This window comes from Leifsonia sp. Root1293 (assembly GCF_001425325.1).
Taxonomy (GTDB): domain Bacteria; phylum Actinomycetota; class Actinomycetes; order Actinomycetales; family Microbacteriaceae; genus Orlajensenia.
This window is the reverse complement of record NZ_LMEH01000001.1, coordinates 1-20,905: the sequence shown is the minus strand read 5'-3', so window position 1 is coordinate 20,905 and position 20,905 is coordinate 1. Positions and strand designations below refer to the sequence as shown.

Annotated in this window: 20 protein-coding genes; 4 read left to right on the top strand and 16 right to left on the bottom strand. The window is 69.4% G+C overall.

The window, feature by feature from the left end:
* Positions 1 to 8 precede the first annotated feature (8 nt).
* A complete protein-coding gene (locus ASC59_RS00095) occupies positions 9 to 800 on the bottom strand; it encodes an SDR family NAD(P)-dependent oxidoreductase (protein ID WP_055817206.1) in 792 nt (263 codons plus the stop codon).
* Between the two features lie 74 nt (positions 801 to 874).
* Positions 875 to 2,050: a thiolase family protein gene (locus ASC59_RS00090; RefSeq protein WP_055822524.1), complete on the bottom strand. Its 1,176-nt coding sequence runs from the start codon at positions 2,048 to 2,050 to the stop codon at positions 875 to 877.
* A gap of 198 nt (positions 2,051 to 2,248) precedes the next feature.
* On the opposite strand from ASC59_RS00090, the gene ASC59_RS00085 reads away from it, so the two are divergent.
* The 4 genes from ASC59_RS00085 to ASC59_RS00070 all read left to right on the top strand — a co-directional run bounded on the left by ASC59_RS00085 (position 2,249) and on the right by ASC59_RS00070 (position 7,316).
* Positions 2,249 to 3,655, top strand: coding sequence for an MFS transporter (locus ASC59_RS00085; protein WP_055822520.1), 1,407 nt, complete (start codon positions 2,249 to 2,251; stop codon positions 3,653 to 3,655).
* Positions 3,656 to 3,665: 10 nt separating this feature from the next.
* Complete coding sequence (locus ASC59_RS00080) at positions 3,666 to 3,968, top strand: hypothetical protein (protein ID WP_055817203.1); 303 nt, start codon at positions 3,666 to 3,668, stop codon at positions 3,966 to 3,968.
* A gap of 198 nt (positions 3,969 to 4,166) precedes the next feature.
* Positions 4,167 to 5,822, top strand: coding sequence for a thiamine pyrophosphate-binding protein (locus ASC59_RS00075; RefSeq protein ID WP_055817201.1), 1,656 nt, complete (start codon positions 4,167 to 4,169; stop codon positions 5,820 to 5,822).
* 108 nt (positions 5,823 to 5,930) lie between these two features.
* Positions 5,931 to 7,316: an MDR family MFS transporter gene (locus ASC59_RS00070; RefSeq protein WP_082513558.1), complete on the top strand. Its 1,386-nt coding sequence runs from the start codon at positions 5,931 to 5,933 to the stop codon at positions 7,314 to 7,316.
* A gap of 19 nt (positions 7,317 to 7,335) precedes the next feature.
* Here ASC59_RS00070 and der read toward each other — a convergent pair whose 3' ends face one another.
* The 14 genes from der to ASC59_RS17425 are packed head-to-tail and all read right to left on the bottom strand — an operon-like array spanning position 7,336 to position 20,688.
* On the bottom strand, positions 7,336 to 8,847 hold the full coding sequence (gene der, locus ASC59_RS00065) for a ribosome biogenesis GTPase Der (protein WP_055817194.1): 1,512 nt from the start codon (positions 8,845 to 8,847) through the stop codon (positions 7,336 to 7,338).
* The gene (cmk, locus tag ASC59_RS00060; RefSeq protein WP_055817191.1) at positions 8,844 to 9,527 is read right to left on the bottom strand and encodes a (d)CMP kinase; all 684 of its coding nucleotides are present in this window, start codon (positions 9,525 to 9,527) and stop codon (positions 8,844 to 8,846) included. Before cmk ends, der begins: the two co-directional genes overlap by 4 nt.
* A 6-nt stretch (positions 9,528 to 9,533) precedes the next feature.
* Complete coding sequence (locus ASC59_RS00055; RefSeq protein WP_055817188.1) at positions 9,534 to 10,619, bottom strand: prephenate dehydrogenase; 1,086 nt, start codon at positions 10,617 to 10,619, stop codon at positions 9,534 to 9,536.
* On the bottom strand, positions 10,620 to 11,435 hold the full coding sequence (locus ASC59_RS00050; protein WP_055817186.1) for a pseudouridine synthase: 816 nt from the start codon (positions 11,433 to 11,435) through the stop codon (positions 10,620 to 10,622). It lies immediately after the preceding gene.
* Positions 11,422 to 12,072, bottom strand: coding sequence for an SMC-Scp complex subunit ScpB (gene scpB, locus ASC59_RS00045; RefSeq protein ID WP_082513305.1), 651 nt, complete (start codon positions 12,070 to 12,072; stop codon positions 11,422 to 11,424). Before scpB ends, ASC59_RS00050 begins: the two co-directional genes overlap by 14 nt.
* Positions 12,065 to 12,877, bottom strand: a complete 813-nt coding sequence (locus tag ASC59_RS00040) for a segregation and condensation protein A (RefSeq protein WP_157488016.1) — start codon at positions 12,875 to 12,877, stop codon at positions 12,065 to 12,067. Before ASC59_RS00040 ends, scpB begins: the two co-directional genes overlap by 8 nt.
* A gap of 31 nt (positions 12,878 to 12,908) precedes the next feature.
* On the bottom strand, positions 12,909 to 13,796 hold the full coding sequence (locus ASC59_RS00035; protein WP_055817180.1) for a ParA family protein: 888 nt from the start codon (positions 13,794 to 13,796) through the stop codon (positions 12,909 to 12,911).
* A gap of 48 nt (positions 13,797 to 13,844) precedes the next feature.
* Positions 13,845 to 14,750 carry a site-specific tyrosine recombinase XerD gene (xerD, locus tag ASC59_RS00030; RefSeq protein ID WP_055817173.1) on the bottom strand — a complete coding sequence of 302 codons (906 nt, stop codon included), beginning with the start codon at positions 14,748 to 14,750 and terminating at the stop codon, positions 13,845 to 13,847.
* Between the two features lie 9 nt (positions 14,751 to 14,759).
* A complete protein-coding gene (locus tag ASC59_RS00025; RefSeq protein ID WP_055817170.1) occupies positions 14,760 to 15,416 on the bottom strand; it encodes an NUDIX domain-containing protein in 657 nt (218 codons plus the stop codon).
* Positions 15,409 to 17,088, bottom strand: coding sequence for a CTP synthase (locus ASC59_RS00020; RefSeq protein WP_327063371.1), 1,680 nt, complete (start codon positions 17,086 to 17,088; stop codon positions 15,409 to 15,411). Before ASC59_RS00020 ends, ASC59_RS00025 begins: the two co-directional genes overlap by 8 nt.
* Positions 17,075 to 18,811: a DNA repair protein RecN gene (recN, locus tag ASC59_RS00015; protein ID WP_055817164.1), complete on the bottom strand. Its 1,737-nt coding sequence runs from the start codon at positions 18,809 to 18,811 to the stop codon at positions 17,075 to 17,077. Before recN ends, ASC59_RS00020 begins: the two co-directional genes overlap by 14 nt.
* Positions 18,804 to 19,763, bottom strand: coding sequence for an NAD kinase (locus ASC59_RS00010; protein ID WP_055817161.1), 960 nt, complete (start codon positions 19,761 to 19,763; stop codon positions 18,804 to 18,806). Before ASC59_RS00010 ends, recN begins: the two co-directional genes overlap by 8 nt.
* Positions 19,727 to 20,527 (bottom strand): TlyA family RNA methyltransferase, encoded by an 801-nt coding sequence (locus tag ASC59_RS00005; RefSeq protein ID WP_055817158.1) that lies wholly within the window; start codon positions 20,525 to 20,527, stop codon positions 19,727 to 19,729. Before ASC59_RS00005 ends, ASC59_RS00010 begins: the two co-directional genes overlap by 37 nt.
* A gap of 2 nt (positions 20,528 to 20,529) precedes the next feature.
* On the bottom strand, positions 20,530 to 20,688 hold the full coding sequence (locus ASC59_RS17425) for a hypothetical protein (RefSeq protein WP_200942271.1): 159 nt from the start codon (positions 20,686 to 20,688) through the stop codon (positions 20,530 to 20,532).
* Positions 20,689 to 20,905: the final 217 nt, after the last annotated feature.

The following is a 20,905-nucleotide window of genomic DNA, read 5'->3' as shown; positions in this document are numbered from 1 at the left end:
GGGATCGCCTACTTCGGCTGCATCCTGATGGCGCCGTCCAGCCTGATCGTCTCACCGTTCAGCATCGGGTTCTCCACGATGTGCCGGGCGAGCGCGGCGTACTCGGCCGGGGTTCCCATCCGTGACGGATGCGGGATCTGCGCCTCGAGCGACGCCCGCACCTCATCGGGCATCCCGGCCATCATCGGAGTCTCGAAGATGCCCGGCGCGATGGTCATCACGCGGATGAGCAGCTTCGAGAGGTCGCGGGCCAGCGGCAGCGTCATCGCGGCCACTCCCCCCTTCGACGCCGAGTAGGCGGCCTGACCGATCTGCCCGTCGAATGCGGCGACGGATGCCGTGTTGATGATGACTCCGCGCTCCGCCGTCTCGGGCACGCCGGCAAGGGCGGATGCCTCAACGGGATCGTTCGCGGCCATGGCCGCTGCGCCCAGACGAGCGACGTTGAACGTACCGACGAGGTTCACCATGACGGTGCGTTCGAAGGCGCCGAGGTCGAGTGGTCCCTCTCGTCCGACTGTGCGTCCGGCCGTGGCGATTCCCGCGCAGTTGACGACGACGCGAAGCGGCGCCATCTCCTGCGCCGCGTCGATGGCGGCCTGCACCTCGACCTCGTTCGTCACGTCGGCTGCGACGAAGCGCGCCCGTTCGCCCAGCTCCGCGGCGATCGCGGCGCCCGCCGACGACGGCAGGTCGACCAGCACGACGCTCGCCCCCGCCGCGTGGAGGGCTGTCGCCGTCGCCCTGCCGAGGCCGGAGGCCCCGCCCGTCACCAGTGCCGACAGTCTGTCGATCCGCATCCGTTGTTCTCCTTCTGATGGTTGTGGTCGCGCTGATGGTTCTGGTCGCGCTGATGGTTCTGGTGGGCTCGGCCTCAGCCGAGACGCTCGATGATGGTCGCGTTCGCCATTCCGCCGCCCTCGCACATCGTCTGCAGTCCATAGCGCCCCCTGCTCCGCTCGAGGGAGTTCAGGAGAGTCGCAAGCAGCCGCGTGCCGGACGACCCGAGCGCGTGGCCGAGGGCGATGGCTCCGCCCTGCGGGTTGAGCGTCGCCGGATCGGCCTCGAGCTCCCGGAGCCAGAGCAGCGGCACGGGCGCGAAGGCCTCGTTGACCTCGGAGACGGCGATGTCGTCGATGCTCAGGCCGGAACGGTCGAGCACTTTGCGGGTGGCGGGAACGACGCCGGTGAGCATCAGCAGCGGATCACTCCCGGTGACGGCGAAGGCGTGGAATCTGGCGCGTGGCGTGAGACCCAGCTCGTCGGCCCTGGCGCTGCTCATGATGAGCGCCGCCGAGGCCCCATCGGTCAGAGGCGACGAGTTGCCCGGGGTGATGCGCCAGTCGATCTCGGGAAAGCGTGCGGCGAGCTCATCGGTGCGGAAGGCCGGCTTAAGGCCCGAGAGTCCGGATGCCGTCGTGTCGGCGCGCACCGTCTCATCGGCGAGCTCCTCCACTCCGGAGACGGCGATGAGTTCGCGGTCGAAGTCTCCGCGGGCCGCCGCGGCGGCGGCCCTGGCGTGCGAACCCGCCGAGAACTCATCGAGCTCGTCCCGCCCGAATCCGTGGCGGGCGGCGATCAGTTCGGCCGAGACGCCCTGCCCGACGAGCCCGTCGGGGAACCGTTGGGCCATGCCGGACCCGTAGGGAGATTGCGCGCCGAGCGACGACCCGAGCGGCACCCTGCTCATCGATTCGACGCCGCACGCGATCACGATGTCGTAGGCACCGGCGATCACCCCCTGCGCTGCGAACGAGGCGGCCTGCTGACTCGATCCGCACTGGCGGTCGACGGTGGTCCCGGGAACGCTCACCGGGAAGCCGGCCGACAGCACGGCGTTCCGCACGACGTTGTAGCTCTGCTCCCCCACCTGGCTGACGCATCCGCCGATCACGTCGTCGATCAGCACGGGATCGAGGCCCGATCGGTCGACGAGCTCGCGCAGCACCCCGGCGAGCAGGTCGACGGGGTGCACGTGCGACAGCATCCCGCCGGGCTTGCCACGCCCGCTCGGAGTCCGCACGACGTCGACGATGACGGCGTCTCTCATCATGGCATCAGCCTATTCCCGCGATCGGCGCTGCGGGAGGGCGACGGATGCGGAAGGGCGGATGCTCCTCCTGATCGCGCTGGAGCGCAAGGGGTCGAAGCGCCGACAGCGCCGTCCCTAGCGTTGAGGGGTTCGAAGGAGAACGGCATGACGACGACCGACACCGCCAAGATCATCCGCACCAACATCCCGGGACGCATGGACCGGTTGCCGTGGGCGCGCTGGCACTGGATGGTGGTGATCGGCCTCGGCACCGTGTGGATCCTCGACGGCCTCGAGGTGACGATCGTCGGGTCGATCGCGGGCCGGCTCACCGAGGAGGACAGCGGCCTGGGCCTCACGACGGCCCAGATCGGCCTCGCTGCGGCCATCTACGTGGCCGGCGCCTGTACGGGCTCCCTCGTCTTCGGCTATCTGACCGACAGGTTCGGCCGCAAGAAGCTGTTCATCATCACCCTCGGCGTCTATCTCCTCGCGACGGTGGCGACGGCGTTCTCGTTCAACCCGATGTTCTTCTTCATCTGCCGATTCTTCACCGGCGCCGGAATCGGCGGCGAGTACGCGGCCATCAACTCCGCCATCGACGAACTCATCCCGGCCCGCCACCGCGGCAAGATCGACCTCGCCATCAACGGCTCGTACTGGCTCGGCACGGCGTTCGGCGCCATCCTCTCGGTGTTCCTGCTGAACACGGCGATCTTCCCGCCCGAGCTCGGTTGGCGCATCGCCTTCGGCCTGGGCGCCGTCCTGGGCCTCTGCATCCTGTTCGTTCGACGCAACGTGCCGGAGTCGCCGCGCTGGTTGTTCATCCACCGCGACCTCGAGAGCGCGGAGAAGATCGTCGACGACGTCGAGAAGCAGGTCTCGGAGGCGACGGGCGCGAAGCTCGACGAGGTCGACGACTACCTCGAGGTGAAGCAGCGCAAGACCACGGGCTTCGGCGAGATCGTGCGGGTGGGAGTCACGAAGTACCCGAAGCGCTTCGTGCTCGGGCTCTCCCTCTTCATCGGTCAGGCGTTCCTGTACAACGCGGTGTTCTTCACCTACGCCCTGGTGCTCACGAAACTCTTCGACGTGCCCGACGACGTGGCGCCGTGGTCGCTCGTGCCGATCGCGATCGGCAACTTCCTCGGCCCGCTCCTGCTCGGCCGCTTCTTCGACACCATCGGCCGCCGGGTGATGATCTCGGGCTGCTACATCGGGTCGGGCGTGCTGCTGATCGTCACCGGCATCCTGTTCCAGGCTCACATCCTGGATGCCGTCACTCTCACCGTCTGCTGGGTGATCGTGTTCTTCTTCGCCTCCGCCGGCGCCAGCGCCGCCTACCTCACCGTGAGCGAGATCTTCCCGATGGAGACCCGCGCCATGGCGATCGCCTTCTTCTACGCCGTCGGTACCGGCCTCGGCGGAATCATCGGGCCGATCCTGTTCGGCCAGTTCATCGAGGACGGCATCCAGGCTGTGGCGTTCGGCTACTTCATCGGAGCGACGCTCATGATCGCGGCAGGCCTGGTCGAGGTGTTCCTGGGTGTCGACGCCGAGAACCGGTCATTGGAGGACATCGCGACGCCCCTCAGCGTGAACTCCGACACGGGCGAACAGTAGGCTGGCGCTCATGACGACCACCACCCAGCTGCGCCTGTACGACCTCGTTCCGACCGAGATCGACGCCTTTCTCGAGTGGTGGAACACCCGCCTCGTCCCGGCCCGCAGCGCCCACGGCTTCGTCGTGGAGTTCGCCTACCTCGACCGCGAGGCGTCGAAGTTCAGCTGGGCTCTGAGCCTGCCGACGGATGCCGCAGGCTTCACAGCCGCCGAGGCCGCCTACATGACCTCACCCGAACGCGAGGCCGCGTTCGACGGCGTCCCGCAACGCGTGGCCTCCAGCCACGTCGCCCTGGTGGACCCGATCGCCTGACGCCGGACGGCGCCGACACCGCGCCAGGACGAGGCCGCGAGATCGGCAGCGCGCGCCGGTTGCGCACACCCCCGGTGCGCGGGCTATCCTCATCGAGTCCGGCGTTCTCGAACGCCGGTGCTCGAAAAAGGGGCACGCAGCCTGACGGCGAGACACACACGGATCCTGTCCGTCCCCGTCTCGACTCGGAGTCCCCCCATGCCCAACGTGTCATCCCACGTAGCCCACACCATCGCGGCCCACATCGACCACGTGTTCGGTCTGATGGGCAACGGCAACGCCCTGTTCCTCGACGCCATGGCCCGGGAGCCCAACGTCAGATTCACCGCGGTGCGGCACGAGGCCGGCGGCGTCGTCGCTGCCGACGCGCACTTCAGGTCCTCCGGCCGCCTCGCCGCTGCGACAGCCACGTACGGAGCGGGATTCACGAACACCATCACCGCCCTCGCCGAGGCCGTGCAGGCCGAGGTGCCGCTGCTCCTCGTGGTCGGCGATCAGCCGACGGCCGGTCGTCGGGCGTGGGACGTCGACCAGATCGCCCTCGCCTCGGCGGTCGGAGCCCGCACGTTCACGGTGGGACGCACGGATGCCGCCGCGACGGTCGTGCTCGCCATCGAGCACGCCATCGCCAGGAGGACGGCGGCGGTCATCGCGATCCCCTACGACGTTGCCGGCGCGGAGGCCGGGCCGCTCGTCGAGGCTCCCGGCCTCGTGCTCCCTCCTCCCCTCGCGCCGGTCGGGGCCTTCGCCACGGGCGTGCTCGACCAGATCGCCGCGGCCCTCGCCGCCGCCGAACGCCCCCTGCTGCTGGCGGGTCGGGGTGCCTGGCTGGCCGGAGCGGGTCCAGCGCTCGGAGAACTGGCCGACGCCACCGAGGCCCTGACGGCATCCACGGCCCTCGGCCGCGGTGTGTTCCCCAATGCGGCGCACGATCTCGGGGTGGTCGGCGGCTTCGGTGCCGAGCACGCGATGGCCCTCGTGCGCGATGCCGATGTCGTGGTGGTCTTCGGCGCCTCCCTCAACCAGTTCACGATGCGCTTCGGCGAGCTGTTCTCAGCGGGCACCCGGGTGTTCCAGGTCGATGTGGCCCCGGCGCCGACCCATGCCAACGTCAGCGGCTACCTCCGTGCCGACGCCGCGATCGCCGCGCGAACCATCGTCTCCGAACTGGCCGCACGTGGTGCTGAGCCGTCGGGGTGGCGCGGGCGCGTCGATGTCGCGGCCGCCCTCCACCGGCCGGTGGGCGACGCCATCGCCGCCGACGGCCGACTCGACCCGCGGTCCGTCGCCGTCCGCCTGGCCGAGCTCTTGCCGGAGGACCGCGTCGTCGTCTCCGACGGCGGTCATTTCATCGGGTGGGCGAACATGTACTGGCCCATCACGTCACCGGAGCGGATGGTGATGGTCGGCACGGCCTTCCAGTCGATCGGCCTCGGTTTCCCCAGTGTCGTCGGCGCGGCGGCCGCGCGTCCCGAATCGACGATCGTGCTGACGACGGGTGACGGCGGCGGCCTGATGGCGCTCGCCGACATCGAGTCCGCCGTGCGCGCGGCCGCCGGGCGGGGCGTCGCCGTGGTGTGGAACGATGCCGCCTATGGTGCTGAGGTCAACCTCTACGGCCTGCAGGGCCTCGACCAGGCTCCGATGCGCATCCCCGAAGTCGACTTCGCGGCGTTCGCGGAGGCCGTCGGAGGCGAGGGCGTCGTCGTGCGGCATCTGGACGACCTCGACAGGCTCCGGGCCTGGAGCGCGCAGCCGGCGTCCGAACGCAAATTCCTCCTCCTCGACTGCCGCATCTCACCGGATGTCATCGCCCCGTATCAGCTCGAGATCATCGCGGTGAACCGTCGCTGACCAGGAAGCGGGAATGCGAGCGGGCGGCCGAGCCTTGACATCAGAGTGACAGCTGCGCCCATCCACGTCGGTTTCCGCTCGGATCGCGGGCCCATCCTCATCGCACTGATGCTGGCGACGGGGCTCATCGCGATCGATTCGACGATCCTCGCGACGGCCGTACCGTCTGTTGTCGCCGACCTCGGCGACTTCGCCCAGTTCCCTTGGCTGTTCTCCATCTACCTGCTGGCACAGGCCGTCTCGGTGCCGATCTACTCGAAGCTCTCCGACACCGTCGGGCGCAAGCCCATCATCCTGGTCGGGATCGGTCTGTTCCTCATCGGCTCGATCCTCTGCGGCCTCGCCTGGAGCATGCCGGCGCTCATCGCGTTCCGGGCCCTCCAGGGCCTCGGCGCCGGAGCCGTGCTGCCGACCTCCATCACCATCGTCGGCGACCTCTACTCGCTGGCGGAGCGGGCCAAGGTGCAGGGCTACATCGCCAGCGTCTGGGCGATCTCCTCGGTCGTCGGTCCGGCGCTCGGCGGCGTCTTCTCCCAGTTCGTGTCCTGGCGGTGGATCTTCTTCGTGAACATCCCGCTCTGCGTCATCGCCGGGTGGCGGCTGATGCGGTCCTTCTCCGAGAAGATCGAGCCGCGGCGCCACCGCATCGACTACGCCGGTGCCGTGCTGCTCACCATCGGTCTCACCGCGCTCATCCTGGCGGTCCTCGAGGGCGGCCAGGCGTGGGCGTGGAACTCGGTCCCGAGCATCGCGGCCTTCGCCGTCGGAGCTCTGGCGATGGTGGCGTTCGCGCTCGTCGAGCGTCGGGCCGCCGAACCGATCATCCCGCTCGGCATCTTCACGCGGCGCCTCATCGTGACGACCACGCTGATCTCGCTCGGCGTCGGAGCGATCCTCATCGGGCTGACCTCCTACGTGCCGACGTACCTCGAGAACACCCTCGGCGTCGTCCCCATCCTGTCCGGCCTCGCCGTCGCAGCACTCACCCTCGGCTGGCCGATCTCGGCCTCGCTTGCCGGGCGCCTGTACCTGCGCATCGGCTTCCGCTCGACCGTGCTCATCGGTGTCGCCATCACCGTCGTCGGTACCGTCGCCCTGGCCGTCATCGCCCCGCATCCCGACACGGCCCTCGTCGCCGCGGCGTGCTTCGTGATCGGCTTCGGACTGGGCTGGGTGGCCGCTCCGAGCCTCATCGCCGCGCAGTCGTCGGTCGGCTGGGGCGAGCGCGGCGTCATCACCGGCACGAACATGTTCGCGCGGTCAGCCGGCAGCGCCGTCGGCGTCGCCGTCTTCGGGGCCATCGCGAACAGCATCATCGGGGCCTCTCCGGGCGGCGAGCAGGATGCCGATGCCATGACGGCCGCCGCAGGCGCCGTGTTCCTCGCCGTGGCGATCGCCGCAGCGCTGACCGTCGTCGCGGCACTCGCGATGCCGCGCACCCGCGCGAACGATCTCGAGTTCACAGCACCGACAGCGGAGCCGGCCGGCCCATGACGGGCGGGCCGGCTATCGCCTAGCGGGTGCGCTTCTCGCGCACCCTCATGTTGAGCACGATCGGGGTGCCCTCGAAGCCGTAGATCTCGCGCAGCCGACGCTGGATGTAGCGGCGGTAGCCGGGGTCGAGGAAACCTGTCGTGAACACGACGAATGTCGGCGGACGGCTCGCGGCCTGGGTTCCGAAGAGGATGCGCGGCTGCTTTCCACCTCGCACGGGGTGCGGGTGCGCCGCGGTGAGCTCAGCCAGGAAGGCGTTGAACTTGCCCGTCGGGATGCGGGTGTCCCACGACTCGAGCGCGAGCTCGAGGGCGGGAACGAGCTTCTCGATGTGACGGCCGGTGCGGGCGGAGATGTTCACGCGCGGTGCCCACGCCACGTGCGCGAGATCCTGTTCGATCTCGCGCTCGAGGTAGCGACGACGGTCGTCATCGAGCAGGTCCCACTTGTTGAACGCGAGCACCAGCGCGCGCCCGGACTCGAGCACCAGATCGATGATGCGCACGTCCTGCTCGCTGATCGGCTGCGAGACGTCGAGCATGACCACGGCCACCTCGGCCTTCTCGAGCGCTGCACTGGTGCGGAGCGAGGCGTAGAAGTCAGCTCCCTGTGCGAGGTGCACGCGGCGACGGATGCCGGCGGTGTCGACGAAGCGCCACACCTTGCCGCCCAGCTCCACCTGCTCGTCGACGGGGTCGCGCGTGGTTCCGGCGAGGTCGTTGACGACGACGCGCTCCTCACCGGCCGACTTGTTCAGCAGGCTCGACTTGCCGACATTCGGTCGACCGAGTATGGCGACGCGGCGGGGTCCGCCCACCTCGTCCTTCGCGACGGCCGACACCGTCGGGAGGACCTTGAGGATCTCGTCGAGGAGGTCGGCGACGCCGCGGCCGTGCAGGGCGGAGACGGGGTACGGCTCTCCGAGTCCGAGGTTCCACAGTGCTGCGGCATCCGGCTCGCGACGAACATCGTCGACCTTGTTGGCGACGAGGAAGACGGGCTTCTTGGCCTTGCGCAGCATGCGCACGACCTGCTCGTCGGTGGAGGTGGCGCCCACTGTGGCGTCGACGACGAACATGACGATGTCGGAGAGGTCGATGGCAACCTCGGCCTGGGCGGCCACGGAGGCGTCGATGCCCTTGGCGTCCGGCTCCCACCCGCCGGTGTCGACGAGGGTGAAGCGACGGTCGTTCCACTCGCCCTTGTAGTTGACGCGGTCACGCGTGACGCCGGGGGTGTCCTCGACGACGGCCTCGCGGCGGCCGAGGATGCGGTTCACCAGCGCCGACTTGCCCACGTTCGGTCGCCCGACGATCGCGATGACCGGCAGGGCCGGCAGGTAGCGGATGGCGTCGGGGTCCTCGGTGACGGTGTCGAGCACGTCGAGGTCGTCGTCCTCGAGGTCGTAGGCGTCGAGCCCGCGACGGAGGGCTGCTGCGCGCTGCGCCGCAGCCTCCTCGTCGACGTCGGCCAGGCGCGAGGCGAGGGCGCCGTCGACGTCTTCGTAGTCGTCGTTTTCGTCGGTGCTCATGATGATGCCTCCTCGATGACCGTGATCACGGCATCGACAGTTCGATTGAAGTCCAGATGGGTGGAGTCGACGGTGGTCACACCGTCAGCGGCGTTCAGGAAGTCGACGACCCGGGCATCCGCCCTGTCGCGCTCCGCCAGTGCTCGACCGACGGAATCCGCGGCGAGATCGGTCAGCTCAGCCGACCTTCTCGCCATTCTAACGGCCTCATCGGCTGTGAGAAGAATGCGAACGGGGGCATCGGGGGCGACGACCGTGGTGATGTCGCGCCCTTCGATCACGATTCCGGGTCGATCCACAGCCGCGGCGATGCTGCGGAAGAGGGCGACCAGGTGGGCACGCACCTCGGGCACGCGCGCGACGGCGCTCACGACGGCGGCCACGCGCGGCTCGCGGATGGCCTCGGTGACGTCGGTGCGACCCACCCGCACGCTGTAGCCGTCGGGATCCGTGCCGATCCCGTAGTCGAAGTCGTCGAGGAGTGCGATGACGGATGCGGCACTCTCGGTGTCCGTGCCGCGCTCGAGCGCCAGCCACGCGAGCGCGCGGTACGCGGCACCGGTGTCGAGGAAGCCGTAGCCGAGCCGGTGCGCGACGGCCTTGCTCACGCTGGACTTGCCGCTTCCGGCCGGGCCGTCGATGGCGACGACGACGGGAGCGGTGGGAGGAGTGGAGTTCATTTTCGGCTATCCGGCAATCCGCCAGCCACGGGCGGCCAGCTCGGTGGTGAGGTGTTCGACGGTCTCCGGCAGCACGGCGATCTCAGCGAGGCCGACCTGGATGCCCGGCGCGTGCTCGAGGCGCAGGTCCTCGAGGTTCACGCCGATCTCGCCGATCTCCGCGAGCAGGCGGGCCAACTGACCCGGCTGGTCATCGACCATGACGGTCAGGGAGGTGAAGCGCTTGTCCGTGCCGTGCTTGCCGGGCAGCCTGGCCACGCCGACGTTTCCGCCGGCGAGCTCCTCGGCGACCCGGCGGCGCGCGCCCGGCGCTCCCGGGTCAGCGAGCGCCTCGATGAAGCGGTCGAGGTCGTCCCGGTAGGCCATCAGGATGTCGCGCACGGGCGCAGCGTTCGCCCCGAGGATCTGCACCCAGAGGTCGGGGTCGCTCGCGGCCACCCGGGTGACGTCGCGAACGCCCTGACCGGCCAGGTTGATCGCCGCGCTCGGGGCGTCGATGAAGCGGCGGGCCATGAGGCTCGAGACCACCTGCGGCACGTGCGAGATGAGCGCGACACCGGCGTCATGCTGCTCCGGTGTCATCTCCACCAGCGTGGCACCGAGGTCGAGGATGAGGTCGTCGATCGCCCCGGCCCGCTGGTAGCTGATCGCGTCGTGGGCTGCCACGACCCAGGGCCGGCCGATGAACAGGTCGGCTCGCCCGCCGAGGGGGCCGCCGCGCTCGCGACCGGCCATCGGGTGCGAGCCGATGTACCGGCTGAGGTCTGCGCCGAGAGCCGACAGCTCTGCCAGAACCGCCAGCTTCACGCTGGCGACATCCGTCACGATCGCGTCGGGGAAGGCTGAGAGCTCTGCTGCGACCACGGATGCGGTCACGTCGGGCGGCGTCGCCACGACGATCAGCTGCGGTGCGTCGTCGGGCGCGGCCCGGCGCCCGGCGCCGAGATCCACCGCTATGCCCACGTGCGTCGGCGACGCATCGGCCAGGATCACATCGATGCCCCTGGCCGTCAGGCCCAGGCCGACGCTGGTGCCGAGCAGGCCGGCGCCGACGACGCGCACAGGTCCGACCAGGCGGGACTCCACGACCACTCAGCGACCCCCGGCGTTCGTCCCGGAGTCCGTCTCGACGGTGCTCTCCGGGTTCTTCTCGGCCCCGTCCCGCGACAGGGTGAGCACCTGGCCGAGCTCGGCCGAGGTGAGCGGGCGGATCTGCCCGATCTGCAGGGTCCCGAGGTGCAGCGGCCCGAACTGGCGGCGCACGAGGTCGATGACGGGGTGCCCGACGGCGTCCAGCATCCGTCGCACGATCCGGTTGCGCCCGGAGTGCAGGGTGATCTCGACCAGGCTCGACGTCGAGTCGGATGCGCTCGTCATCAGTCGTGCCTTGTCCGCGGCGATCGGGCCGTCCTCGAGGTCGATGCCCCGGGTGAGGGTGGCGATGGTCTGGGGGCTCACGCGCCCCTCGACCTTGGCGATGTAGGTCTTCGCGACGCCGAACGACGGATGCGCCAGGGTGTGAGCCAGATCGCCGTCGTTCGTCATGATGAGCAGGCCCGTAGTCTCGGCGTCGAGGCGCCCCACGTTGAAGATGCGCTCCTCGTACTGCTCGGCCCAGTAGCTGAGATCGGTGCGCCCGCGCTCGTCGCGCATCGAGGAGTACACCCCGGCCGGCTTGTTGAGCATCAGGTACAGCTTGGTGTTGTCGAGCTGCACGGCCACGTTGTCGACGGCGACCAGGTCGGTCTCGGGGTGGATGCGGCGCCCGAGTTCGGTGACGACAGTGCCGTTCACCCGCACCCGGCCGGCCACGATGAGGTCTTCCGACACCCGGCGCGAGGCGACGCCGGCACTGGCCAGCACCTTCTGCAATCGGATGCCGTCGTCTGCTGGATTATCGGATGTCACCGTCGAACCCTTCGTTTCCGCCCTCGAGGAGCGGGGAGATGTGCGGAAGCTCGTCGAGGCTGTTCACGCCGAGCTGGGTGAGCAGGAGCTCGGTCGTTCCGTAGTTGATCGCGCCGGTCTCGGCATCGGCGAACAGCTCGGTCACCAGGCCGCGGCTGAGAAGGGTGCGCACGACGGAGTCGACGTTGACGGCCCGGATCGACGCTATCGCGCCGCGCGTGATCGGCTGCTTGTACGCGATCACGGCCAGGGTCTCGAGAGCGGCCTGGGAGAGCCTCGTCGGGTTCTGCGTGAGCACGAAGTCGGTCACGAGTTCGTCGTGCTCCGGGCGCACGTAGATGCGCCAGCCGCCGCCCACCTCGCGCAGCTCGAAGCCGCGACGGATGCCGGTGGGCTCGCCGTCGGCGTCGATGCCGTCGTAGTCGGCGACCAGGGTGACGATGGCGGCCTGCACCTCGGCCACGGGGCGGCCGACAGCTGTCGCCAGGTGGATGACGCCCTGCGGTTCATCGGTCACCATGAGGATCGCCTCGAGACGTCGCTCGAGGTGCCCCGGTGTCAGCGGCTGCGCCTCGAGGTCGATCTCGACCTCGGGTGCGGCATCCGTCGAGACGGTGTCGTCCATGATCTCAGGCATCGTAATCGGCTCCCAGGTTGGCCAGGTTCTCATCGGACCAGTGCTCGCTGGTCCATTTCACGGTGAGCTCGCCGAGGGGCTCCAACTGCTCGAACGAGAGCGCTCCGTGGCGGTACAGCTCCAGCACCGCGAGGAAGCGCGCGATGATGACGCCCTTCACCGGGGCATCGGCGACGAGCTCGCGGAACGAGAGCGCCTCACCCCGTCGCAGCATCGTCACGACCAGGGCCGCCTGCTCCCGGATGCTGACGAGCGGAGCGTGCAGGTGGTCGAGTCCCACGACGGGCACCTCGCGCGGCGCGAGCGCCAGCATGGCGATCGCTGCGAAGTCGTCGGCCGACAGTGTCCACACCAGCTCGGGCGTGCGCTGGCGGTACTTCTCCTCGAGGCGCACCGATCGGGCGTGCCTCGAGCCCTCGGCGTCGAGGTGCTGCTGGAACCAGGTCGAGGCCTGCTTGAACGCCCGGTACTGCAGCAGCCGGGCGAACAGCAGGTCTCTGGCCTCCAGCAGGGCGACGTCCTCGGCGTCCACGAGTTCGCCCTGCGGCAGCAGACCGGCGATCTTCAGGTCGAGCAGAGTCGCAGCCACGACGAGGAACTCGGTCGCCTGATCGAGCTCCTCGACGCTGTCCAGGCCCCGCAGGTAGGACAGGAACTCGTCGGTGACAGCGCTCAGGGCGATGTCGGTGATGTCGAGTTCGTGCTTGGTGATGAGCGAGAGCAGGAGGTCGAACGGCCCGGCGAAGTTCGCCAGCTTCACCCTGAAGCCCGGCTCCTCGGCTTCAGCGGTGTCGACGACGCCCAGCGCGCCCGACGGTTCGGCCTGCCCGACGACCTCAGGCGACTGCGCCACGGAAGACCAGCTCCCTGGCCAGCTGACGGTAGGCGTGTGCGGCAGCGTGCTCGGGCGCGAACTGGGTGATCGGGCTGCCGGCCACCGAGGCGTCGGGGAACTTCACGGTGCGGCCGATGACCGTCTCGAGCACCTTGTCGCCGAAGGCGTCGACGACGCGCTCCAGCACCTCGCGTGAGTGCAGCGTGCGGGAGTCGTACATCGTGGCGAGGATGCCGTCCAGCTCGATGGCCGGATTGAGACGGTCGCGCACCTTGTCGATGGTCTCGATGAGCAGGGCGACACCGCGCAGGGCGAAGAACTCGCACTCGAGCGGGATGAGCACGCCGTGGGCGGCCGTCAGGGCGTTCACGGTGAGCAGGCCGAGCGATGGCTGGCAGTCGATCAGGATGACGTCGTAGTCGGCCGACAGGCGGCGCAGCACGCCGGCGAGGATCTGCTCGCGGGCGACCTCGTTGACGAGGTGCACCTCGGCAGCCGAGAGGTCGATGTTCGCGGGGATCACGTCGAGCCCGGGAACGCCGGTCTTCTGGATCGCCTCCAGCGGGTCCTTCGACCGGGACAGCAGCAGGTCGTAGATGGTGGTGACGTCGTGCGTCGGGACACCGAGACCGGCCGACAGGGCGCCCTGCGGGTCGAAGTCGATGGCGAGAACCCGGCGACCGTCCTCGGCGAGGGCGGCTCCGAGGCTGATGGTCGTCGTGGTCTTGCCGACGCCGCCCTTCTGGTTGCAGAGGGCGATGACGCGCGCCGGGCCGTGCGACTTCAGCGGCTTCGGCTGGGCGAACTTGCGCTGGGGGCGGCCGGTCGGGCCGAGAACCACGTCGTCGGGGAGGGTGAGTGTCACCGAGTCGTCCTGCTTACCGGTCACTGCATCTCTCCTCGACTAGGCCGCACATCCCGTGCGCCCGTGACGATTCTACCGAGCGCGAGGGTGGGCGCTGGTGTACATATCCCGGAGTGTGTCGGCTGTGACCATCGTGTAGATCTGCGTGGTGGCCACCGACGAGTGTCCGAGCAGTTCCTGCACCACCCTCACGTCGGCACCGCCGGCGAGGAGATGGGTGGCGAAGGAGTGCCTCAGCGTGTGCGGCGACACCTCGGCTGCGATGCCGGCTCGCTCAGCCGCGGCCCTGATGATGAGCCACGCGTTCTGCCTCGAGACGCGCTGGCCGCGAAGTCCGAGGAACAGCGCCGGGGTGGCTGCGCCCCGCGCCGAGAGCGTCGGCCTGGCACGCACCAGGTAGGCATCCACGGCAGCCCGGGCGTAGCTGCCGACGGGCACGATCCGCTGCTTGCCGCCCTTGCCGAGCAGCCGGATGACGCCATCCTCCAGCACGTCGTCGACGTTCAGCGACACGGCCTCGCTGACGCGGGCTCCCGTGGCGTAGAGCAGCTCGAGCAGCGCCTTGTCGCGCAGCTGCTGCAGGCTCTCGCCATCCGTCGCGCCGAGGAGCCGGGTGACGTCCTCGATCGAGATCGCCTTGGGCAGCCTGGTGCCGAGCTTGGGCGGCTTGGTCTCGCGGGCGACATCCGTCATCGTCACGCCCTCCTCGGCGAGGAAGCGATGAAAGCCCCGCACCGAGGAGAGCACCCGCGCGATCGACGACGACGTCAACGGCGACTCCTCGCGGGTGCCGAGGTGCTGCACGAAGGCCGACAGGGCCGCCTGATCGACGGAAGCCGGATCCTCGATGCCCTGCGCTTCGCACCACTCCGCGTACAGGGTGAGGTCGCGCCTATAGGCCGCGATGGTGTTCGCAGCCAGCCCGCGCTCCACCGACACGTGCCGCAGGTAGGAGTCGATCGCCGGCTGCAGCTTCATCGAGACGGATCAGCCCTTCCGCGGCCGCCGGGGCCACGGAGCATCGGCCGGTGCGAGAGGCGCCCAGTCGCGGGTGCGCGCAGCATGCGCCGACAGCGCGGCGACGACGAGCAGCGAGTTCTGCACACGACGGGCGAGCACCGCGTCGACGAGGTCGTCGAGGCTCACCCACCGCTGTTCCATGTCGGCCTCCTCGGCCTCGCGCTGGAAGTCGGACGAGACGACGCTGAGACCGCGGGCGAGGTAGACGCGCACAGCCTCGGTACTGCCGCCGGGCGAGTTCTGGTAGTCGCTCAGCACGGCCCACTCGGTGGCGGCCAGGTCCACCTCCTCCGAGAGCTCGCGCTGCGCGCCGACCAGCGGATCCTCGCCGGCCACGTCGAGCAGCCCTGCCGGGATCTCCCACTCGCGGTGGCGCACCGGATGCCGGTACTGGCGAATCAGGAGGACGCGCTCGTCCTCGTCCATCGCCAGGATGCCGACGGCGCCGGTGTGGTCGACGTACTCGCGGGTGATCTGCTCCCCGTTGTAGTCGAAGGTGTCACGTCGCACGTCCCACACCATGCCGCTGAACGCGGCTGTTGTCGCGGTGACCTCGGGGTGGAACGGTTCGTCCGCGATCGGCGCGGACGACCCGTTCCCGGCCCCTGACGAGAGCTCAGGCATCCTCGAACAGACGGCTGGCCTGCTGACGGTCGAGGGCGGCGCCGACGAGGCCCCGGAACAGCGGGTGCGCGTCGTTCGGACGCGACCGCAGCTCGGGGTGGGCCTGCGTACCCACGTAGAACGGGTGCTGGTCGCGCGGCAGCTCGACGAACTCGACCAGGTGACGGTCGGGCGAGGTGCCCGAGAACCACAGGCCAGCATCGGCGATCTGCTCGCGGTAGCCGTTGTTCACCTCGTAGCGGTGACGGTGGCGCTCCGAGATGACGGGGGCTCCGTACAGCTCCGCCACCAGCGATCCCTCCGCGAGGGCGGCAGGGTAGAGACCGAGGCGCATGGTGCCGCCGAGGTCCCCTCCGGCGATGATCTCCACCTGCTCCTCCATCGTCGCGATGACGGGGAAGGCGGTCTCGGGGTCGAACTCGGTCGACGAGGCATCGGGGAGGCCGACGACATCGCGGGCGTACTCGATGACCATGCACTGCAGGCCGAGGCACAGGCCGAGCGCCGGGAGCCCGTTCTCACGGGCGAACTTCAGCGCCCCGAGCTTGCCCTCGATACCGCGCACGCCGAATCCTCCGGGAACACAGATGGCGTCCAGGTGCGACAGCTGGCGTGCCGCGCCCTCCTCGGTCTGGCACTCGTCGGACTGGATCCAGTGGATCTTCACCTTCGTCTGGTGGGCGAAGCCGCCGGCACGCAGGGCCTCGGTGACCGAGAGGTAGGCGTCGGGCAGGTCGATGTACTTGCCGACCAGGCCGATGTTGACCTCGTGCTTCGGCTCGTGCACGGCGTCGAGCAGCGGAGCCCAGCCGCTCCAGTCGACCTCGTGGGCCGTGAGGCCGAGGGTGTCGATGATGTAGCTGTCGAGGCCCTGGTCGTTCAGCATGGTCGGGATGTCGTAGATCGACGGAACGTCGACGGCGTTCACGACGGCCTGCTCGTCGACGTCGCACATGAGCGCGATCTTGCGCTTGTTCGAATCGGTGACGGGCCGGTCGCTGCGCAGCACGAGAGCGTCGGGCTGGATTCCGATGGAACGCAGGGTCGCGACGGAGTGCTGCGTCGGCTTGGTCTTCTGCTCACCGGATGCGCCCATGAACGGCACCAGCGACACGTGCACGAAGAACACGTTCTTGCGACCGAGTTCATGACGCACCTGGCGTGCGGACTCGATGAACGGCTGCGACTCGATGTCGCCGACGGTTCCACCGATCTCGGTGATGATCACGTCGGGCTGGGGCGTCTCGGAGGCCTGCAGCCGCATCCGACGCTTGATCTCGTCGGTGATGTGCGGGATGACCTGCACAGTGTCGCCGAGGTACTCGCCGCGACGCTCCTTGGCGATGACCGTCGAGTAGATCTGACCCGTCGTGACGTTGGCCGCCTGGCTCAGGTTGATGTCGAGGAATCGCTCGTAGTGACCGATGTCGAGGTCGGTCTCCGCGCCGTCGTCGGTCACGAAGACCTCGCCGTGCTGGAACGGGTTCATCGTTCCCGGATCGACGTTGAGATAGGGGTCCAGCTTCTGCATCACGACGCGAAGACCACGCGCCGTCAGAAGATTGCCCAGGCTCGCGGCGGTGAGGCCCTTGCCCAATGAAGAAACGACACCACCGGTCACGAAGATGTGTTTGGTGATGCCGTCTGAGATTCCCGCGCTAATGTCCGCCACGGGCTTCCACCCTACCATGTCGATTCGGGAGATCACCGGTGCCCGCGAGCTCCACGAGTTCGCGCGCATGGGCCAGGCCGCTGGCCGAATCGGCCAGTCCGGAGAGCAACCTCGCCATCTCGGCGATGCGCTCCTCACCTGAGAGCTTCTCCACGCTCGACGCCGTGACGGCGCCAGAGCTGTCCTTGGCCACCCGCAGGTGGTTGGTGGCGAACGCCGCGACCTGGGCGAGGTGCGTGACGACGATCACCTGCGATGACTCGGCGAGACGGGCGAGCCTGCGGCCGATCTCGATCGCGGCGGCTCCTCCGACTCCGGCGTCGACCTCGTCGAAGACGAAGGTCGGCACGGGATCCGTCGCCGCGATGACGACCTCGATGGCCAGCATCACTCGTGAGAGCTCGCCGCCCGAGGCACCTCGCCCCAGTGGGCGTGGTTCGGCGCCGTTGTGCGGGGTGAGCAGGATCGACACGACGTCGCGTCCCGACGCCGTGAACTCCTCGCGCTGTTCGACCTCGACGACGAGTCGCGCGTCGGGCATCGCGAGAGCGGAGAGCTCATCGGTGACGGATGCGGCGAGCCTGACGGCGGCATCCGCCCGGATGCCGCTGATCGTCGTCGCCAGGCCCTCCACCGCAGCGGCGTCGGCCGCGATGGCTTCGGTGAGGGCCACGATGCGGTCGTCGTCCTCGTCGATGTCGAGCAGGCGCATGCCGCCCTCCGTCGCGAATCGCAGCACGGCATCGAGATCTGCGCCGTGCTTGCGCACCAGACCGGCCAGCACCGCACGGCGCTCCTGCACGATCTCGAGCTCGCGGGCACCGTCGGCGTCGAGGCCGGCGAGATAGCTGGAGAGCTCGGCGGCGATGTCGGCGACGAGGAAGCTGACGTTCGTCAGCGACTCGAGGATGGGTGCGAGTTCGGCATCGTGCTCGACGACCCGCTCCAGCTGCCGGCGGGCCGCCTCCACGGCACCGACGGCGTCGACGGCGTCATCGGACTCCTCGGCCGACACCCGCTCGCGCGCGCCCGCTGCCGCCAGGCGCAGCTCCTCGAGGTTGCCGAGCCGTTCGGCGCGTTCGGCGAGCTCGACATCCTCTCCGGGCTGCGGATCGGCCTCCTCGATCTCGGCGAGGTCGACGCGCAATTCCTCGGCCTCGCGGGCGCGGCGATCCCGATCGTTCTGTAGCGTCTCGAGCGCATCGACGTTCGCGCGCCAGCGCGTGAAGACCTCGGTGTACTCATCGAGTGCCGTCGCCAGCTCGACGCCGGCGAAGCGGTCGAGGGCGGCGCGCTGGGCCGATGCCGAACGCAGGCGGATCTGGTCGGACTGCCCGTGCACCACGACCAGCTCGTCGGCGAGGTCGCCGAGCACGCCGACGGGGGCGGCTCGACCGCCGACGACAGCGCGCGAACGCCCCTCGCTGGACACCGAGCGCCCGAGCAGAAGCTCCGGGCCGTCCAGGTCTCCCCCGGCGTCGCGCACGCGCTCGGCCACGGCGCCGTCCTCCGGCACGATCCAACGTCCGTCGACTCTGGCCTCCCGTTGGCCGGCGCGCACGGCACCGGCGTCGGAGCGGGCGCCGAGCAGCAGTCCGAGCGCCGTGACGACCATGGTCTTGCCTGCGCCCGTCTCCCCGGTCACTGCGGTGAAACCGGGCCCGAGGGGCAACGTCGCATCGGCGATCACCCCGAGATCACGGATGCCGAGTTCCTCAATCACTGGTGTCCGGCCCTCGCCATCCGGTGACGGGCAGCTGGAACTTGTTGACGAGGCGGTCGGTGAACGGCCCGGGGTGCAGGCGCGCCAGACGCACCGGGACCGGCGACCGGCGCACGACCACCCGCGCGCCCGGCTGCAGTTCGAAGGAGCGGCGGCCATCGCACCAGAGCACGCCGGAGCCCTGGGTGCGGCGCAGAAGCTCGATGGCCATGGCGGAGTCCGGTCCGACGACGATCGGACGTGCGAACAGCGCATGGGCGCTGAGCGGAACCATGAGCATGGCGTCGAGGGTCGGCCAGACGACCGGGCCGCCACCCGAGAAGGCGTAGGCCGTCGACCCTGTGGGCGTCGAGAGCACCACGCCGTCGCACCCGAAGGTGGAGAGCGGCCGGCGGTCGACCTCGATCGCGACCTCGAGCATCCGTTCGCGGCTGGCCTTCTCGACGGTGGCCTCGTTCAGGGCCCAGTCCTCGTGCACGATCTCGTCGCCCTGCTTCACCCGCACCGACAGGGTCATGCGTTCCTCGACGACGTAGTCGCGCGCGAGCCCGCGGCCGATGGCCTCGCCCAGGTCGTCGCGCTCGCTCTCGGCGAGGAAGCCCACGTGTCCGAGATTCACGCCGAGGATCGGCGTCGCGGCATCGCGCACGAGCTCGGCAGCCCGCAGGATCGTGCCGTCGCCGCCGAGTACGACGACCAGCTCGAGGTCCTCGGCGCGAACGCCCGAGCCCAGGCGCTCGGTCTGGCCGTCGAGTTCGGGAGCGTACGTGTGCAGGTCGTCCCATTGGTCGCCGGGAAGCACGGGCAGGGCTCCGGCAGCGGTCAACTGCCTGCACGCGTCGAGGGCGGCAGCCAGGGAGTCGGCACGGCCCGTGTGCGCGACGACGAGGATGGGTCGGGCATCGGCCACGGCTCTCACACTCCCGTCATCGAAGAAACCAGACTCAACCATTCTGTCGGATTGCTGCCGTGACTTCGGCTCATCCAGACGAGATACTCATGGTTTCCGGCACCCCCGGCGATCGGTGAAGGAGTGAGCCCGGCAGTGCCGACGCCGAGGTCGAACCCCGCCCACAGCACGTTCGAGACGGCATCCGCACGCCGACCGGCATCCTTGACGATGCCCTCCCTGATGCCGCTCTTCCCGACCTCGAACTGCGGCTTGATGAGCAGCACGAAATCAGCGTCGTCGACGGCCGTGTCGACCAGAGCGGGCAGCACGAGTGGCAACGAGATGAACGAGAGGTCGGCCACGACGAGGTCGGGGCGATCGGTGATCCCGGATGCCCCGGCCAGGGACGACGGGCTCATGTCGCGCACGTTGAATCCCTCGACGAGGGTGAGGCGCTCCTCCGTCGCGAGCAGCGGGGAGAGTTGTCCGTGTCCGACGTCGACGCCGATCACCCGGGCCGCACCCCTCTCGAGGAGCACCTGCGTGAAGCCGCCGGTCGAGATCCCGGCGTCGAGCGCGATCCGGCCCTGCACGGGGATCCCGAAGGCGTCGAGCGCGGCGTTCAGCTTGTGCGCGCCACGGCTGACGTAGTCGTCGGTGCCCGCCACCTCGATCAGCTGGGTGTCGCGCACCTTCGCGGCGGCCTTCACGACAGGCTTGCCGTCCACCGACACGAGGCCGGCGGTGATGAGCGAGACCGCGTGAGTGCGCGAACGCGCCAGGCCGCGCGCCGCGAGTGCGGCGTCCAGGCGGGAGTCCGTCATCGTCAACCGCGCTGACGCGTCACGTCGCCGCCCTCCAGGCGGTCGCGCAGCTGATCGTGGAGCTGGGCGTAGGCCGTCGCACGCTCGTCGAGCGGCTGGTCCTCGATCACGCGCAGGCGGGGAAGCAGCCCGTCGTCGTTCGGTCTCTCATCGGCATCCACCTTTCAACGGTACCGTGTCGGGCCGGTCCGACGGCCGCCATCCGCTGCCTGGAAACACGAACGGCCGCCCCGGAGGGCGGCCGTCTCGAGGCGTGCACGCAGTGTTAAATGCGAAAAGGCCACCCGGGTGTGGGTGGCCTTTTCTAAGTTAAGTCCGGCGGTGTCCTACTCTCCCACAGGGTCTCCCCTGCAGTACCATCGGCGCTGAGAGTCTTAG

What these genes read in the sequence shown, in the direction of transcription:
- ASC59_RS00095 (WP_055817206.1), bottom strand. Translation starts at nt 800, where the DNA reads ATGCGGATCGACAGACTGTCGGCACTGGTGACGGGCGGGGCCTCCGGC.
- ASC59_RS00090 (WP_055822524.1), bottom strand. Translation starts at nt 2,050, where the DNA reads ATGAGAGACGCCGTCATCGTCGACGTCGTGCGGACTCCGAGCGGGCGT.
- ASC59_RS00085 (WP_055822520.1), top strand. Translation starts at nt 2,249, where the DNA reads ATGGACCGGTTGCCGTGGGCGCGCTGGCACTGGATGGTGGTGATCGGC.
- ASC59_RS00080 (WP_055817203.1), top strand. Translation starts at nt 3,666, where the DNA reads ATGACGACCACCACCCAGCTGCGCCTGTACGACCTCGTTCCGACCGAG.
- ASC59_RS00075 (WP_055817201.1), top strand. Translation starts at nt 4,167, where the DNA reads ATGCCCAACGTGTCATCCCACGTAGCCCACACCATCGCGGCCCACATC.
- ASC59_RS00070 (WP_082513558.1), top strand. Translation starts at nt 5,931, where the DNA reads ATGCTGGCGACGGGGCTCATCGCGATCGATTCGACGATCCTCGCGACG.
- der (WP_055817194.1), bottom strand. Translation starts at nt 8,847, where the DNA reads ATGAGCACCGACGAAAACGACGACTACGAAGACGTCGACGGCGCCCTC.
- cmk (WP_055817191.1), bottom strand. Translation starts at nt 9,527, where the DNA reads ATGAACTCCACTCCTCCCACCGCTCCCGTCGTCGTCGCCATCGACGGC.
- scpB (WP_082513305.1), bottom strand. Translation starts at nt 12,072, where the DNA reads ATGCCTGAGATCATGGACGACACCGTCTCGACGGATGCCGCACCCGAG.
- xerD (WP_055817173.1), bottom strand. Translation starts at nt 14,750, where the DNA reads ATGAAGCTGCAGCCGGCGATCGACTCCTACCTGCGGCACGTGTCGGTG.
- ASC59_RS00025 (WP_055817170.1), bottom strand. Translation starts at nt 15,416, where the DNA reads ATGCCTGAGCTCTCGTCAGGGGCCGGGAACGGGTCGTCCGCGCCGATC.
- ASC59_RS00010 (WP_055817161.1), bottom strand. Translation starts at nt 19,763, where the DNA reads ATGGTTGAGTCTGGTTTCTTCGATGACGGGAGTGTGAGAGCCGTGGCC.
- ASC59_RS00005 (WP_055817158.1), bottom strand. Translation starts at nt 20,527, where the DNA reads ATGACGGACTCCCGCCTGGACGCCGCACTCGCGGCGCGCGGCCTGGCG.